The following is a 15755-nucleotide window of genomic DNA, read 5'->3' on the forward strand; positions in this document are numbered from 1 at the left end:
TGGGCCGCGGCAGCTTGGGTCGTCGTGGTGGTGCTCATGACGGGGCTCCTGGCTGGACCTCGTGGATGCAGCGATACATGTGATCCTCGCCGGTGCGGCGGACCGGCACGTCCGAGGCACAAGCGACTTCCGCCACGTCGCAGCGCGAGCGGAAGGCGCAGCCGTCCATATGGCCGATCAGCGAGGGCACGATGCCGGGGATCGAGCCGAGATGCTCGCCGGGCCTGGTCTTGCCCGGAACCGGGATGCAGCGCAGCAGGCCGCGCGTATAGGGGTGGCGCGGGGTCTCGAAGATCTCGCGGGCGCTGCCCTTTTCCACCACCTCGCCGGCATACATCACCACCACCTTGTCGGCGATGCGGGCGACGACGCCGAGATCGTGTGTGACCAGGATCATCGCCATGTTCATCTCGCGCTGGAGATCGGCGAGCAGGCGCAGGATCTGCGCCTGGATGGTGACGTCGAGGGCGGTGGTCGGCTCGTCGGCGATGATCAGCTCCGGCTCGCACATCAAGGCCATGGCGATCATCACGCGCTGGCGCAGGCCGCCGGAGAGCTGGTGCGGATATTGCGAGAGCCGGCTTTCCGCCGCGGTGATGCCGACCTTGCCGAGCAGCTCGATGGCGCGGGCCCGCGCCTCGGCCCGGCCGACCGGCCGGTGAAGCTGGAGCGCCTCCATCAACTGGTCGCCGATGGTATAGGCCGGGTTCAGCGAGGTCATCGGCTCCTGGAAGATCATCGCCATGCGGTCGCCGCGCAGGGCCCGCATGGCGCGGGGCGACTGCTTGCGCAGATCGATGCCGGAAAAGTCGAGCCTTGCCGCATTGCAGCGCATCTTCTTCGACAGAAGGCCCATGATGGCGAGCGAGGTCAGCGACTTGCCGCTGCCGCTCTCGCCGACGATACAGAGCGTCTCGCCGCGCTTCAGCTCGAAGTCGATGCCGCGCACCGCATGCAGCGTGCCCTGGGCCATCGGGATGTCGATGGTGAGGTTTTCTACCCTGAGGACGGGTTCGCTCATGATCGCTCTCAGCCCCTGTTTTCCGGCGCGGTGACGTCGCGCAGCCCGTCGCCGAGCAGGTTGATGGCCAGCACCAGGACGAACAGCGCGACGCCCGGAATGGCGATCAGCCAGGGCTCGAACAGCATCATCTGCTTGCCTTCGGAGATCATCAGGCCCCAGGACGGGGTCGGCGGCTGCACGCCGAGGCCGAGGAACGACAGCGCCGCCTCCAGCAGGATGGCATGGGCCATTTCCAGCGTCGCCACGACGATCAGGTTGTTGACCACGTTCGGCATGATCTCGCGCAGGATGATGCGCCGGGTCGAGCAGCCGATGGCCCTGGCGGCATTGACATATTCAAGGTCGCGCACCTGCAGCACCGAGGAGCGCATGACCACCGCGAAGCGGTCCCACAAGAGCAGGCCGAGGACGCAGACCACCACCTGCAGCGAGCCGCCGAGAATGGCGACGACGGCGAGCGCCACCAGCACCACCGGCATGGCGAGGCGCACGTTGATCAGGAAGGTGACGACGAGATCGACCCGGCCGCCGAAATAGCCGGCGGCAACGCCCATCGCCGTGCCGATGAGGCCGGAGATCAGCGCCGCGAACAGGCCGATGGCGAGCGAGATGCGGGCGCCGTACAGCAGCCGGGCGAGATAGTCGCGCCCGAGATAGTCGGTGCCGAGCAGATGGCTCGGGTCGGAACCTGCCATCCAGAACGGCGGCTTCATCCGCCCCATCAGGTCCTGGGCGTAGGGGTCGTGCGGCGTCAAGAGCGGCGCGAACACCGCCAGCGCCACGACGATGGCGAGGGCGCAAAGGCCGAAGACCAGCCCGTAATGGCCGAAGACGCGCTTGCGCAATTGGGCGGCCGGGCTCGGGATGCGGAGCTCTTCCGCGACGGTTTCGATGGTGCGTGCCATGTCGGATCAGCCCACCCGGATGCGCGGATCGAGCCAGGCATTGACCAGATCCGACAGGAACGTGAAGACGATGTAGAACAGCGAGAAGATCAGGATCAGCGCCTGCACGGTCGGCAGGTCGTTGCGGCCGATCGATTCCCAGGCGAGATAGCCGGCGCCGTGCAGGGCGAAGATCGACTCCACGACGATGGAGCCGCCGAGCATGAAGCCCATCTGCACCGCGGCGAGGCTGACCACCGGCACCACCGCGTTGCGCAGCGCATGCTTGAACATCACCCGCGTCTCGCTGGCGCCCTTGGCCCGCGCGGTGCGGATATAGTCGGCGTTGAGCACCTCCAGCATGCCGGCGCGGGTCAGGCGCATGATCGCCGGCATGGCGTAATAGCCGAGCACGACGGTCGGCATGATGAAATGCCTCCAGGTCGAGGAGCCGGACGGCGGCAGCCAGCCGAGCTGGATCGAGAAGACGACGATCAGCACCAGGCCGAACCAGAAGCTCGGCATCGCCTGGCCCATCACCGACAGGAACAGCGCGGTGCGGTCGATCAGCGAATTCGGCCGCATCGCCGCCGCGACGCCGAGCGGAATGGCGGTGAGCAGGGCGAAGGAAATGCCGCAGACGCCGAGCAGCATCGTCGTCGACAGCCGTTCGGCGATCAGCGTCGAGACCGGCATCTTGAAATAATAGCTCTGGCCGAAATCGCCGGACAGGGCGCCGAACAGCCAGTCGGCATATTGCACCAGGAAGGGCCGGTCGAACCCGTAGAGCGCGCGGATCGCCTCGATGTCGGTGGCGGTGGCGTTCTCGCCGGCGATCGCCGAGGCCGGATCGCCGGCCATGAACAGCAGGCTGAAGCTCAGCAGCGACACGGTGAAGGTCACCAGGATGGCGAGCCCCAGCCGTTTCAGGGTGAACATAAGCATCTCGGGTTCCGATCGTCAGGCGCCGCAACAGGCGGGGGGCGGAGCGAAACGCGCCGGCCAATGCCCGCTCCCGCCGCGCTCCGGAACGGGAGGCGGAGGGTCGCCCAGGCATGGCGAAGCTGCGAAGGACGCGGGATCCGCGCCCGGCGAAAGCAAAGCCGGGCGCGGGCCGCAGTCTGACGTTAGTTCCAGCGAACGTGGAAGAAACGCACGACCTCGTCCGGGGTCGGGGTGAAGTCCGCCTCCTTCGTGAACACGTAGTTCGCGTTGTAGGAGAACAGCGGCACCCAATAGGCCTCGTCGGCGATCTTCTTCAACGCCTTGGAGTAGTTCTCCTTGCGCACTTCGGGATCGACCGAGGTGTCGGCGATGTCGAGCCAGGCCAGCACCTCGTCGTCGCGGGCGAAGTCCTCCGCCCCGTGCTTGAAGAACTGGCTGGTGATCGCCGAGGCGTCGTTGATCGAGTAGGAGCCCCAGGTCTGGAAGCTCATGCTGGTCTCGCCCTTGTGGCGCAGGTCGCGCAGGGCCGAGTACTGCAGGTACTTCAGGTTGGCCTTGATGCCGACATTGGCGAGATAGGACAGCATCGCCTCCGCATAGGAGCGGTCGCGATAGGCGTAGAAGTCGACCGAGAAGCCGTCCGGATAGCCGGCCTCGGCAAGCAGCGCCTTGGCCTTCTCCGGATCGAACTCATAGGCGGCGACGTCCTGCTCGCAGCCGAACTGGGTGGGGAAGCAGGCCGCGTCGACCACCTTCGAGGCGCCCTTGAGCAGGCTGTCGATGATGGTCTGGCGGTCGATCGCATGGTTGATCGCCTGACGCACCAGCTTGTTGGTCATCGGATTGTCGGCGCCGCTGCGGCCAGCCGCGTCCAGCTCCAGATAGCCGATGCGCATGGTGCTCTCGTTGACCACCGTCAGCCGGTCCATCAGCGCCAGCTTCTCGGCCTGGTCGGCCGGCACACCCCAGATGAAGTCGAGGCCGCCGCTGAACAGTTCGGCGAGCTGGGTGTTGATGTCGGGAATGGTGCGGATGTCGACCGTGCCGATCGAGGCCATGCCCTTCGGGCCGCCGTGATAGCCCTCGTACTTCTTCAGCACGAAGCGCTTGCCCGGCTCGACGCTCTCGACCCGGTAAGGACCGGTGCCGACCGGCTTCAGCGCCATGCCGGCCGGGCCGGCCTCGGCGTAATACTCGTTCGGATAGATCGACACCGGGCCGGCGAGATACTCGAGCGCGGCCGGGAACGGACCATTGGTGAAGATGCGGACGGTGTACTTGTCGACCTTCTCCGCGCCCTTCATCCAGTTGACGTTGCGCTGGGTGACGACGCCGTTCTCCGGCTTGGAAACGAACTCGACCGTGTAGACCACGTCGTCGGCGTCGAACTCCTCGCCATTGTGGAAGGTGACGCCCTCGCGCAGCTTCAGCTCCAGCGTGGTGTCGTCGACCCAGGTCCAGGAGGTCGCAAGGTTGCCCTCGTACTCGCCGGTCGCCTGGTTGAGATAGAGCAGGCCGTCCCAGATCGAGCGCTGCAGGATGACGCCCTCGCGGGCCGAATTGAAATAGCTGTCGACCGATTCCAGTTCCTTGGTGAAGGCGGCATTCAGCGTGTCGTTGGCCTTGTCGGCCAGGGCGCTGCCGGCAGTCATGACGACGGCCAAGGCAACGGAGCTCATCAGGAGGCGTGTCTTCATCTGCTCATTCAACCGGTGGTGATCCGGTTCCTCTGGTTTCGATTATTATATACTAATACGATTGACCGTATTATGGTTCAGCGTATTGAGCAGTTTGGAATGTGTCAAGAATGCAGCAACGGGCCGGCGCAAGATCCTTGACGCCCGGCCCCAAAAAAACCGGAGGTGGCGATGGCGAGGGAAAAGCAGGACACGTTGTTCGTGGGCTCGCTGGAGAAGGGCTTGCGGGTGCTGAGCCTGTTCAACGAGCATCACACGGTGCTCGGACTGACCGAGATCGCCGACCTCACCGGGCTCGACAAGAGCGCCGCCCAGCGCCTGACCAACACGCTGTACAAGACCGGTTTTCTCAACAAGGACCCGGAATCGCGGCGCTACAGTCCCTCGATCAAGTTCCTGGAACTGGGCAATGCCTATCTGTGGGCCGACCCGCTGGTGCAGCTCGCCATGCCCAAGGCGATCGAGCTCGGCCGCTCGCTCGGCGAGCGCGTCAATGTCGCAAGGCTCGCCGGCCAGGAGATCGTCTATGTCATCCGCATCCCGACCCAGCTCACCGCTTTCGGCGCGATGGTGGCCGGGCGGCGGCTGTCGGCGCTGACCACCTCCAGCGGGCGGGCGATGATCGCACGGCTGAGCGAGGCGGAGCGCAAGGAGGCGGTCGAGACCTGGCCGATCAAGGTGCTGACGCCGAAGACGACGACCGACCGGCGCAAGATCGCCGAGGCCATCGAGGAGGCCGTGGCCTGCGGCTACGGACTGACCCATAGCGAGAACATCATGAGCGAGATCGGCATCGCCGCGCCGATCATGTCCGGCGACGGCCGGCCGGTCGCCACCGTGCAATGTTCGGTCTCGAGCCTGAAATGGAGCGTGGAGCGGGTGCGCAGCGAGCTGGCGCCGCGCCTGATCGAGATCGCCAACTCGATCCACCTGCCGCGCGGCGCCTGAGGCCGCAAGCCTCTCTCAGGCCGCGAAATCAGGAAGCGAAGTCAGGCGGCAAAGTCAGGCAGTAAAGTCAGGCAGTAAAGTCAGGCGGCGAACCGGTCGAAGAGATCGAGCGGGCCGACCTGCCCGCCCTTGAGCAGCAGCCGCAATCCGTCGAGCGGCGTGCCCGGCGCATGGCCCCGGCAGACGGCGACGCCCGAGCCGGCGCGGCCCTCGAAGGACAGGCTGTCGAAGCCGAGCCGGCGCACCACCGCCCCCGACGTGTCGCCGCCGGCGACCGCAAGACCGGCAGGGGGCTGCAGGGCGGCGATGCGCGCGGCAAGCTCCGCCAGCCGTTCCGACAGCGCGTCCGGGGCAATCCCGTAATCGGCGTCCGGCCGCAGATGGGCCAGCACATTCGCCCCCCGCGCCAGCATTCCGGCACAGCGGGCGGCGCAGTCCTCGCGCCCCGTCCCCTCCAGATCGTCAGGGCCGAGCGGCAGGCAGGCATAGCGCGTGGCGGCGGCGACCTGGGCGGCTGTGGCCGCCGAGCGGCTGCCGGCCAGCGCCAAGCGCGGCCCGGCGCGGACAGCGGGAGCCGCGAGCGCCCCGCCCCCTGCCTCGCCCCCTGCCCCGCCCCCTGCACGTCCCGCCACCGCCTCCGCAACGCCGCTTGCGCCGACCAGCAGCAGCGGCCGGCCGTGGGTCTCCAGCAGCGACAGGGCAAGGCCCAGCATCTCGATATCGGTGTCGTCGACCGCATCGACCAGCACCCGGCGGCCCGTGCCGTCCGCCATCGCCGCGAGACTGGCTGCCGCATCCGGCAGGTCGGGCCGCGCCAGCAGCGCGATGTCCCTGAGCCCTTGCGCGGCGAGATGCCGGCGCAGGTCCGCCTCCCCCATCGGCGTGACCGGATGCCGGCTCATCACCGGATGGCGGTCGATGCGATGCACTGCCCCGTCGGGGCCGGCCGCGAACAGCGTGCCGAACAGGCAGAAGCGCCGCAGGCTTGGCTGGCCGCCGAGGATGACGGTGAGCGCCGGCGACAGTTCCTCCTCCAGCACGGCGACCGCCGCGCCGATGCTGCCGACATGCGGAGCGGAATCGAAGGTGGAACAGACCTTGTAATGCACGAAGCGGGGCTGGCCCGCCCGCACCAGCGACGTCAAGGCGCGCAGGCGCGGCGCGACCTCAGAGGGCGCGCAGGCGCGAAAATCCGTGGCGATGCCGACGGCCGGGAACGCCCCCCGCCCGCGCGGCGTCTGCGGCAGGCAGGCAAGGCCCGGCCGCTCCAGGCACAGGCGCGCGGCGATGCCGGCCTCGGCAAGCGTTGCCAGCGTGTCGGAGGCGCCGGTGAAATCGTCGCCGATGAAGACATAGCCGCTCATCCCCGCCCCCCGAAAAACGCCAGGGCGCCGGCAAGCTCCGGCCGCGAGCTTGCGGCCTCTTCGAGATCCTCGTTCGCCGCCACCGCCTCCCATGCCTGGCGCAGGCTGGCGACGCCGGCCGCCGGACCCGAAGGATGGGCGAGAATGCCGCCGCCGGCCATGAACAGGAAGTCGCTCGACCCGGCGGCGCGCGCGGTGACCGGCAACGTGCCGGCCCACTGGCCGGAGGAAAAAGCCGGCATCACCGCGTCCGAGGTATCCGGCGCGTCGACCGCGAGCGGCTCAAGGCAGCGGCGCGCCGATGCCTCGACTTCCGATGGTGCGTCGGAGAACTTGCCGCCGATGCCGTGCACATGCATGTGGTCGACACCGGCAAGGCGATAGAGCGCCTGATAGGCGTCGAAGCCGATGCCGAGCAGCGGATGGCGGGAGACGGCGCCGAAGCCGTTGCGATGGCCATGCACAACGAGCGGCGTCGAGCGGCGCAGCGACTGCATCGCCGACAGGCCGCACCAGTTGAGGCTGGCCATGACGCAGGACCCGCCCTCGCGCTCCACCAGATCCGCATGGCGGCGCATGGCGTCGAGTTCGTCGGTGATGTTGAAGGCGACCATGACATCGCGGCCGGAGCGCTGGCGATAGGCCCGCACCCGCGCCATCACCGCGCGCACCCGTGCCTCCAGCGGCGCGTGGTCGGGATCGGCGCAGATCTCGTCGTCCTTGATGAAGTCGACGCCGGCCTCGCACAGATCCGCGACGAGGGCGGCGATCTCTTCGGCGCTGAGGCCGACATTCGGCTTGATGATGGTGCCGAACAGCGGCCGGCCAGCGACGCCGAGCGCGGCGCGGGTGCCGGCAACGCCGTGGCGCGGCAGGTCGAAGCGGGCGCGATAGGCCTGCGGCAGGGCGACGTCGACGAGGCGCAGCCCCGTGACCTCGCCGAGATCGTAGAGATTGCCCGCAACCGTCGCGGCAAGGGTCGGCAGGTTGGCGCTGATATTGGCGAGCGGATAGGCGATGCGCACCCGCGCCCGCCGCCAGGGGCCGGGCGTGCCCTGACGCTCCAGCCATGCGCTGGCAAGACTCGGGGCGCTCGCCGGCGCCAGTTCTTCCACGGCGAGAACCTCGGCACCGGCACGGGCGCGCAATTCGTCGCTCTCGCCGGCCACCCTCACGAAGGTGCCGCAGCTCTGCTCGCCGGCCATGATCGCCGCGATCCTGTGCGGATCGAGCGGCGTCTCGACCAGATAGGTCGCCTCGACGCTGCCGGGTTTGAGGGGGATCGCCCGCATGACGCGCCTCAGATCGACGAAAGGTCGGGGAAGGGACGGACCGGATCGCTGCCGTCCCAGCCTTCGGACGCCTTGCGGATCATGTCGAACATCCGCCCCTTCGGCCCCATCACCTCGGACAGCTCGATCACCGTGCCGGGATGGGCCTCGCGGTCGAAATAGGCAAAGCGGCCGTTGGCGCCGACCTTGCCGCTCATCTTGACGCGGAAGCCCTCGGCCTCCATGCGGGCAAGATCGGCATCGTAAGCTTGCGTCCAATAGGCGACATGCTGCAGCCCGCGATGGCCGGCGAGGCGGAAGTCGCGATACATCGACGGGGCGTCGTTGCGGGTCTGGATCAGCTCGACCTGCACCTCGCCGCTGTTGGCGAGCGCGACGGAATTGTGCACCTCGAAGGACTGGCCGTCATAGCGGTAGTCCTCGATCGGCACCTTGGGATTGTAGTACCACGGGCCGACGCCCATGACCCGGTGCCAGTGGTCCATCGCCGCCTCGATGTCGTCGACCACGTAGCCGAGCTGGCGGATTGCGCCGAGAAACCTGCTCATGACAAATCCTATTGCGAGAGAAGACGGGGCAGCCAGGTCGACACCGCCGGCACGGCCGAGACGACCAGCAGCGACAGGACCAGCGGCAGGAAGAAGGGCAGCACGCCGCGGATCACCGAGTGCACCGGCATCTTCGAGACGATGGAGACCATGTAGAGGCTCATGCCGATGGGCGGGGTCAGCAGGCCGATCATCAGGTTGAGCACGAAGACGATGCCGAGCTGCAGCGGATCGACGCCGGCCTGGTGCAGCGCCGGGGCAACGATCGGCGCGATGATCAGGATCGCCGCGATGGATTCCAGGAACATGCCGACGACGAGCAGCAGCACGTTGACCAGCAGCAGCAGCACCAGCGGATTGTCGGAGAGGCCGAGCAGCATCTGCCCGGCCATCGCCGGCACCTGGTCGAGGGTGAGCACCCAGGCGAAGACGGCCGCCGTCGAGACGATGAAGAGGATGCCGGCAGTCGCCTCCACCGTCTCGCGCAGGCTCTCCCACACCGCCCGGACGGTCAGCGTGCGATAGACCAGAAAGCCGATGGCGAGCGCATAGGCGACGGTGACGCCGGCAACCTCCGTCGGGCCGAAATAGCCGCTGAGCAGACCGCCGATCAGGATCACCGGGGCGGCCAGCGCCGGCAGCGAGATCACCGCCTTGCGGGCGACCGCGGAAAGCGACGGGCTGACCGTGTCGCGCGGCAGGTTGAAGATCCGCGCCATGACGGCGACCTGCAGCATCAGGAAGGCGGTGATCAGCAGCGCCGGGACGATGCCGGCGACGAGCAGTTGCACCGCCGAGACATTGGTGACGCTGGCATAGATGATCAGCGGGATGGAGGGCGGGAAGATCGGGCCGATGGTCGCCGCTGCGATGGTGATGCCGGCGGCGAAATCGCGCCGGTAGCCCTGGCCCGACATCTGGTCGATCTGGATCTTGCCGAGCGCGCCGATATCGGCGAGGGCGGCGCCCGAGACGCCGGAGAAGATCAGGCTGACCAGGATCGAGACCTGCGCCACCGCGCCGCGGATGCGCCCGACGACGAGGCGCACCAGATCGAAGATATGGGTGGTGACGCCCATCGCGTTGAGCAGGCTCGCCGCCAGGATGAACAGCGGCACGGCGAGCAGCGGCGTCGAATCGAGCGCATTGATGCCGCGCTGCGCCAGCACATGCAGCGGCAGGTCGAAGCCGACGATGGCGACCGCCGAGGCAAGGCCGAGGGCGACGGCGATCGGCGCGCCGAGCAGCAGCGCGGCGATGAAGACAAGGAGCAGCACGAGGCTCATGGCAGGGCCTGATCGGAACCGGGGGGCGTCTCGCCGCGAAGAAGGGCGACGAGGCGGGCAAGGGTGACCAGCGCCAGCAGCACCATGGCGACGATGGCGGGCGCGTAGAACAGCCAGTTGGGAATGCCGAGGGTCGGGGTGGCGAATTTCCACGCCCGCCCGAGGAAGCGGTAGAGCCCGTAGAGGAAGAACAGCGCGAAGGCGAGGACGCAGAGCTCGACCAGCAGACCGGTCCAGCGCCGGGCCGGCGCCGGCAGCGCCATCGGCACCAGCTCCACCGCCACATGCCGGCCCTGCAGGGCGAGCAGCGGCACGCAGAGGAAGACCAGCGCGACGCCGCAGAAGCGGGCGAGCTCGTCCGCCCAGGGCATGCCGAGATCAAGCAGGTTGCGGCCGAGCACCTGGCCGACGACCAGCACGCTCATCGCCACCAGCAGCAGTACGGCAAGGGTGCGGCAGGCGCCCGCCGCCCCCGCCAGCAGCCTGCCGCCCGGAGGTACCGGACCAGGGAGGACGGGATCAGTCGCGCCGGTCATCGCCGCACCCTTTTCATCCGTGTCCGGGAGATCAGGAGATCGCCCGGATCTTCTCGTAGAGGGCACCGTATTTGGCGCCGAAGCGCTCATTGACGAGCTTGCTGACCGAGGCGCGGAAGGCCTCGACATCGAGCCCGTCCTCGGGGCCGATCACCGTCATGCCGGCCTCGCGCAGCGCCTCAGTGTCCTTCTCCTCGTTGTCCTCGATCGCCTTGGTGGCGCGCTCGCGGATCTCCAGCGAAGCGGCGGCGACCGCCTCCTTCTGGGCCGGCGACAGGGCCTGCCAGGCGTCCTCGTTCATCACGACGACCTCGGCATTCGACATGTGGCCGGTCAGCATCAGATGCGACTGCACGTCGAAGAGCTTGACGTTGAGGATGACGTTGACCGGGTTTTCCTGCCCCGCGACGATGCCGGTGGCAAGCGCCGTCGGCACCTCCGACCAGTCGACCGGAACGGGGGCCGCGCCCATGCCCTCGACGGCGGCCTGGTAGATCGGGAAAGGCACGGCGCGGATCTTCTCGCCGGCAAGGTCCTCCGGCCGGTACACCGCCTTGTTGGCGGTGAGATTGCGGCGGCCGAAATAATGGGCGTAGATCACCCGGACATTGGCCGCCTGGATCAGGCCCTCATTGAGCTCGCGCATCACCGGCGAATTGATGTCCATCACCTTCATCAGGTGGTCGACGTCGCGGTAGAGATAGGGCGTGTCGAGCGCCGCGAAAGGCTCGTAGAGCGAACCGATGCCGCCGGCGGTGTTGTGCGAGAAGGCGATGGTGCCGAGCGACACCGCCTCGGCCAGCTCCTGCAGCTTGCCGAGCTGCGAGGACGGGTAGACCTGCACGGCGATGTCGCCGCCCGAATGCTTGGCCACCGCCTCGGCGAACCAGTCGGCCTGGGCGCCGGCGACGCTGGCCGGCTCGTTGTTGTGGCCGTAGCGCAGGGTCAGCGACTGGGCGCGGGCGAAGCCCGGCGCCAGGGCGAAGGCACCGGCCCCGAGACCGAGCGCCAGGGCGCCGCGCCGGCTGACGGAAAACAACTGTCTGGTCATTGCATCCTCCCATGATGGATTGAGGCGGCCGTCTCCTTCGGCCTCCATGAGGTATTTTGACGGGCAAGGCAGGAAATCTTGCCGGAAACCCGTTCCTCTTGACAAAAGGCTACGAAGCCATGAGCATCACGTCAAACATCAATTATTGAGGTTTTTTGAGGTGCCCTCAGGAGAGATCCAGCTCCCCGCCCAGATCCCCTCCATGGCCGACCTGGCCGCAGCGGCCGGGGTGTCGCTGGCGACCGTCGACCGGGTGCTGAACCGGCGCAAGGGCGTCAAGCAGCGCACCGTCGCCCGGGTGCTCGCGGCGGCGGTGGAGATCGGCTACATGAGCGCGGAGGAGCGCGAGAGGCTGGGCGGCCAGCGCCCGCCGAACGTCGCCTTCCTGCTGCCGATGGGCAGCAACCCCTATCTGCGCCTGCTCGGCGACAAGGTGCGCGGCGTCGCCGACACCCAGACGCGCGATGCCCCGCCGCTGCGCTGCTTCTTCATCGAGAGCTTCGATGCCGGCGCGCTGGCCGCGGCGCTGCGCCACCACGCCCGCTGGGCCGACGGCATCGCCTTCATGGCGATCGACCACCCCTTGGTGCGCGAGGCGGCGGAAGAGGTGAGCGCCGCCGGCACCCGGCTCGTCACCATCGTCTCCGACCTGCCGCACCCGGCGCGCGAGGCCTATGTCGGGCTCGACAACCAGGCGGCCGGCCGCACGGCAGCGCTGCTGCTCGGCCGGTTCTGCGGCGCCCGCGAAGGCAGCGTCGCGCTGGTCGCCGGCAGCCGCACCTACCGCGCCCATGCGGAGCGCGAGATGGGCTTTCTCGGCCTCTTGGAGGAAGCCTATCCGGGCCTTCGGGTCATCGGCATGCGCGAGGGCCATGACGACCGCAACCAGAACTACCACCATGCCCGCTCCTTGATCGACCAGAACCCGGACCTCGTCGGCATCTACAATGTCGGCGGCGCCTCGGACGGCATCGGCCGGGCGCTGGCCGAAAACGGCATGGGCGGGCGGATCGTCTTCATCGGCCACGGCCTGACCGCCGACACCCGCCGCCTCCTGATCGAGGGCACGATGGACGCGGTGATCAACTCCGACCCGGACCAGGTGATCGGCGAGACGCTGGCCCGTTTCGCCCGGCCGGCCGAGGGGGCCGGCCTGCGCCCGCCGCTGAAGATGGACCTGATCTTCCGCGAAAACATTCCGCCGCAATACCAGTAGGCCGGCACGCTCCCCGACCCATGCCGGAACCGAACGCCCGGGCCCGACGTTCCTCTCCTGTACGCCGCCAGTCCGGCCGAGGTGGATCCCCCACCCGGCCGGCGCGTCGCGGTTTTGGCGCGGAAAGGAGCCCGCAGATGGGTATCGAGGTGGGAGGCCTGCTCGGCCTCGTCATTCTGGTTCTGGATGTCTACGCGATCGTCAAGATCGTCGGTTCGGGTGCTTCGACGGGCGCCAAGGTGATCTGGGTCGTGCTGATCCTGCTGCTTCCGGTGCTCGGCTTCCTGCTGTGGCTGCTGGCGGGACCCTCGCGGCCAAGGGCGGCGTGAGACCTGCCTCCGGTTCCTGTCTGGATTCTACCCTTGCGGAATTTTCCGAGGGTGGATGGAACCAAGATCTCGCTCGTGCGTTTACCTGCCCGAAGCCGAAGAAGGAATATCCCCGCATGCTCAACTTCAGCGAGAAGGCCCTGCCAAAAGAGCCACCGCGCCCCAGCGATGGCGACGTGCACACGCGCATCACCAACCAGTTGCAGACCTATTACAACCAGATCCTCACCCAGCCCCTGCCCGACCGGTTCCAGGACCTGCTGCGGCGACTTGCGGACGAAGAGCCGTCCGCGACCGAAGGGGAGCGCGGGGAATGAGCGAGACGAAAGCCGAGCTTCGCGACGAGATGGTGGCCTGCATCCCCAGCCTGCGCGCCTTCGCGGCATCGCTGGTGGGCATGGGCGACCGCGCCGACGATCTGGTCCAGGAAGCCCTGGTGAAGGCCTGGGCCAATCTCGGCCGCTTCGAGCCGGGCACCAACATGAAGGCCTGGCTGTTCACCATCCTGCGCAACACGCTCTACTCGACGCATCGCAAGCGCAAGCGCGAGGTGCAGGACGTCGACGGCCGCTACTCCGCGATGCTGGCCTCCCAGCCGAACCAGACCGGCTATCTCGATCTGGACGACTTCTGCCGCGCCCTCGACCAACTGCCCGACGACCAGCGCGAGGCGCTGATCCTGATCGGCGCCTCCGGCTTCTCCTACGAGGAGGCGGCGGAGATTTGCGGCTGCGCCATCGGCACGGTAAAAAGTCGGGTCAACCGGGCGAGAAGCCGGCTCGCCGACATTCTGGGCGCGGATGCCGCCAGCGATTTCGGACCCGACCGCGCCGTCGCGGCCGTCCTTGCCACCTCTCCGGGTTCGGCGGTGAAGATCAGTGCCATGGAGTAAACTGCCCCCCAACAGCACCCGGCTCGACCGCCGCCTGTTCGCCCATATCGCGGCGGCGCTGATCCCGCTCGCCGCCCTCGCCTTCCTGCTGTCCTATTCCGACCTGCAGCGGCGCTCGGCGGAGGAACACCGGCGCTTTCTCGACTATGCCCGGCTGATCGGCCAGTCCAGCGCCAAGGTGATCGCCCGTGCGGAAGGCTATGCCAGCGCGCTGACCTCCCAGGACCTGCAGGTCCTGGGAGAGTGCCGTCGCGTGTTCTCCGCCATGCGCGAGGATCTGATCGAGGCGACGGAGCTTGCCGTCTTCCGCGCCGGCGCGCCGGTCTGCGCCGTCGGCCTCGCCGGGGACGGCCAGATCGTCGACCATCTGGCGGGTCCGGCCGCCGAGCAAGAGCCCGAGGCGAGGGTGATCACCATCTCGCGCCAGAACGAGGCCAGCCGCACCCGCATCGACATCGGCTTGCGCCCGCAGACCCTGCTGACGGCCCCGATCACCGCGACCGCCGCGACCAATATCGGCTTCGCCCTGGTCGACGGCACGGGCACCGTGCTCGCCTCCCATACCTATCAGGAACAGGACGCGGCGGATTTCCTGCAGGCCGCCGGCGAGACGCCGGCAGGCGGCGAGACCTTCGTCGAAACCGATCGGGGCTGGTATATCGGCTCGACCCCCCTGCCCGGCACCACCTACCGCGTCGTCACCGCCAGCCGGTCGCCGGAGCAGCGGCTGGCGCTGTGGCTCACCGTGCTGCGCGCCCTGCTGCCGCCGCTGGTGCTGCTGGCGGTGGTCTTCATCGTGCTGCGCTACGGCATCCAGCGTTTCCTGCTGCGCTATCTCAGCCATATCTACGCGACGTTCCGCCGATACGGCACCGGCGACACCCATGCCCGCGTCGGCATGCTCTCCGCCGCGCCGCCGGAGATCGACCTTTTGGGCGTCACCTTCGACATGATGGCCGACCGGATCGACCGGCGCACCCACGACACCGAGACGGCGCTCGCCGAACAGCGGCGGCTGAGCCTGGAACTGCACCACCGCATCAAGAACACCCTGCAGATGATCATCAGCCTGGTCAGCATGCAGCAGCGCGACGCCACCGGCCCGCGCGAGAAGGCGGCGCTGCGGGTGACGCTCGAGCGGATCCTCGCCATCTCCGCCGCCTACCGGGTCTCCTATGCCTCGAGCGAGGGAACCGACGTGGAAATGGAAGCCCTGGTCCGCGAGGTGGTGGAAGCGCTGCGAGGCCCGGCAATGCTGCCGCAGGGGCGGGTCCGCATCCGCGCCGGATCGGGCACGGACGGCGCGCTGATCGACCTCGACCGGGCGATTCCGCTGGCCTTCATCCTGGCCGAACTGCTGCCGCCCCGCTTCGATTCGCTGCTGCCCGGCGAAACGATCGCCGTCGAACTGAGCGCCCCCGACAGGATGGCCGTGACGATTTCCGGCGCCAGCCAGATCCACGACACGCTCGACGACAACGGCACCGGCTCGCCCCCCCCGCTGCGCGTGCGGCTGGTGCGCGCCTATCTCCACCAGCTCGGCGCCACCTGCGAGATCGACGGCGCCACCGCCCGGCTGGAGATCCCGCTGCGCTCGGGAACGGGGGCGGCCGTCCTGCCGCCGGAGGCCGCCGCCGCCGCGCCTCCCTGAAAAACCCGCCTCGTCCGAGAGCTCGACGTCCTGAAGACAGGCCTGCCGGCGACGGGTTCGGCGCAGGGGGTTCGGCGCAGCGGGCTTGGCGC

Annotated in this window: 16 protein-coding genes; 6 read left to right on the forward strand and 10 right to left on the reverse strand. The window is 68.3% G+C overall.

Annotated elements, in window-relative coordinates; all coding sequences use genetic code 11:
• Positions 1–34 precede the first annotated feature (34 nt).
• The 4 genes from TSB10P1A_RS11870 to TSB10P1A_RS11885 all read right to left on the reverse strand — a co-directional run bounded on the left by TSB10P1A_RS11870 (position 35) and on the right by TSB10P1A_RS11885 (position 4550).
• On the reverse strand, positions 35–1021 hold the full coding sequence (locus TSB10P1A_RS11870; RefSeq protein ID WP_186388137.1) for an ABC transporter ATP-binding protein: 987 nt from the start codon (positions 1019–1021) through the stop codon (positions 35–37).
• Positions 1022–1029: 8 nt separating this feature from the next.
• Positions 1030–1929 (reverse strand): ABC transporter permease, encoded by a 900-nt coding sequence (locus tag TSB10P1A_RS11875; protein WP_186388138.1) that lies wholly within the window; start codon positions 1927–1929, stop codon positions 1030–1032.
• A 6-nt stretch (positions 1930–1935) separates the two neighbouring features.
• A complete protein-coding gene (locus TSB10P1A_RS11880) occupies positions 1936–2853 on the reverse strand; it encodes an ABC transporter permease (protein WP_186388139.1) in 918 nt (305 codons plus the stop codon).
• Positions 2854–3035: 182 nt separating this feature from the next.
• Positions 3036–4550, reverse strand: a complete 1515-nt coding sequence (locus TSB10P1A_RS11885; RefSeq protein ID WP_186388140.1) for an ABC transporter substrate-binding protein — start codon at positions 4548–4550, stop codon at positions 3036–3038.
• A gap of 171 nt (positions 4551–4721) precedes the next feature.
• Between TSB10P1A_RS11885 and TSB10P1A_RS11890 the strand changes: the two genes are divergently transcribed.
• Complete coding sequence (locus TSB10P1A_RS11890) at positions 4722–5498, forward strand: IclR family transcriptional regulator (RefSeq protein ID WP_186388141.1); 777 nt, start codon at positions 4722–4724, stop codon at positions 5496–5498.
• 80 nt (positions 5499–5578) lie between these two features.
• Here the strand turns inward: TSB10P1A_RS11890 and TSB10P1A_RS11895 are convergent, their stop codons facing one another.
• Genes TSB10P1A_RS11895 through TSB10P1A_RS11920 form a run of 6 tightly spaced genes read right to left on the reverse strand, consistent with a single transcriptional unit; the run spans position 5579 to position 11575 of the window.
• The gene (locus tag TSB10P1A_RS11895) at positions 5579–6862 is read right to left on the reverse strand and encodes a four-carbon acid sugar kinase family protein (RefSeq protein ID WP_186388142.1); all 1284 of its coding nucleotides are present in this window, start codon (positions 6860–6862) and stop codon (positions 5579–5581) included.
• Complete coding sequence (locus tag TSB10P1A_RS11900; RefSeq protein ID WP_186388143.1) at positions 6859–8154, reverse strand: ribulose-bisphosphate carboxylase large subunit family protein; 1296 nt, start codon at positions 8152–8154, stop codon at positions 6859–6861. Before TSB10P1A_RS11900 ends, TSB10P1A_RS11895 begins: the two co-directional genes overlap by 4 nt.
• 8 nt (positions 8155–8162) lie before the next feature.
• Positions 8163–8702 (reverse strand): VOC family protein, encoded by a 540-nt coding sequence (locus TSB10P1A_RS11905; RefSeq protein ID WP_186388144.1) that lies wholly within the window; start codon positions 8700–8702, stop codon positions 8163–8165.
• 8 nt (positions 8703–8710) lie between these two features.
• The gene (locus TSB10P1A_RS11910) at positions 8711–9988 is read right to left on the reverse strand and encodes a TRAP transporter large permease (RefSeq protein WP_186388145.1); all 1278 of its coding nucleotides are present in this window, start codon (positions 9986–9988) and stop codon (positions 8711–8713) included.
• The gene (locus tag TSB10P1A_RS11915; protein ID WP_186388146.1) at positions 9985–10524 is read right to left on the reverse strand and encodes a TRAP transporter small permease; all 540 of its coding nucleotides are present in this window, start codon (positions 10522–10524) and stop codon (positions 9985–9987) included. Before TSB10P1A_RS11915 ends, TSB10P1A_RS11910 begins: the two co-directional genes overlap by 4 nt.
• Before the next feature lie 31 nt (positions 10525–10555).
• A complete protein-coding gene (locus tag TSB10P1A_RS11920) occupies positions 10556–11575 on the reverse strand; it encodes a TRAP transporter substrate-binding protein (protein ID WP_186388147.1) in 1020 nt (339 codons plus the stop codon).
• A 202-nt stretch (positions 11576–11777) separates the two neighbouring features.
• On the opposite strand from TSB10P1A_RS11920, the gene TSB10P1A_RS11925 reads away from it, so the two are divergent.
• From TSB10P1A_RS11925 to TSB10P1A_RS11945, 5 genes are all read left to right on the forward strand, one after another.
• Positions 11778–12791 carry a LacI family DNA-binding transcriptional regulator gene (locus TSB10P1A_RS11925; RefSeq protein WP_186388148.1) on the forward strand — a complete coding sequence of 338 codons (1014 nt, stop codon included), beginning with the start codon at positions 11778–11780 and terminating at the stop codon, positions 12789–12791.
• A 137-nt stretch (positions 12792–12928) separates the two neighbouring features.
• Positions 12929–13120 (forward strand): PLDc N-terminal domain-containing protein, encoded by a 192-nt coding sequence (locus tag TSB10P1A_RS11930; protein ID WP_186388149.1) that lies wholly within the window; start codon positions 12929–12931, stop codon positions 13118–13120.
• A 116-nt stretch (positions 13121–13236) separates the two neighbouring features.
• Positions 13237–13437 carry a NepR family anti-sigma factor gene (locus tag TSB10P1A_RS11935; protein ID WP_186388150.1) on the forward strand — a complete coding sequence of 67 codons (201 nt, stop codon included), beginning with the start codon at positions 13237–13239 and terminating at the stop codon, positions 13435–13437.
• The gene (locus TSB10P1A_RS11940) at positions 13434–14012 is read left to right on the forward strand and encodes a sigma-70 family RNA polymerase sigma factor (protein WP_186388151.1); all 579 of its coding nucleotides are present in this window, start codon (positions 13434–13436) and stop codon (positions 14010–14012) included. Before TSB10P1A_RS11935 ends, TSB10P1A_RS11940 begins: the two co-directional genes overlap by 4 nt.
• Positions 13999–15663: a sensor histidine kinase gene (locus TSB10P1A_RS11945; RefSeq protein WP_186388152.1), complete on the forward strand. Its 1665-nt coding sequence runs from the start codon at positions 13999–14001 to the stop codon at positions 15661–15663. The genes TSB10P1A_RS11940 and TSB10P1A_RS11945 overlap by 14 nt, the downstream gene beginning before the upstream one ends.
• Positions 15664–15755: the final 92 nt, after the last annotated feature.

It is taken from the genome of Stappia sp. TSB10P1A, from assembly GCF_900185725.1.
GTDB lineage: Bacteria > Pseudomonadota > Alphaproteobacteria > Rhizobiales > Stappiaceae > Stappia.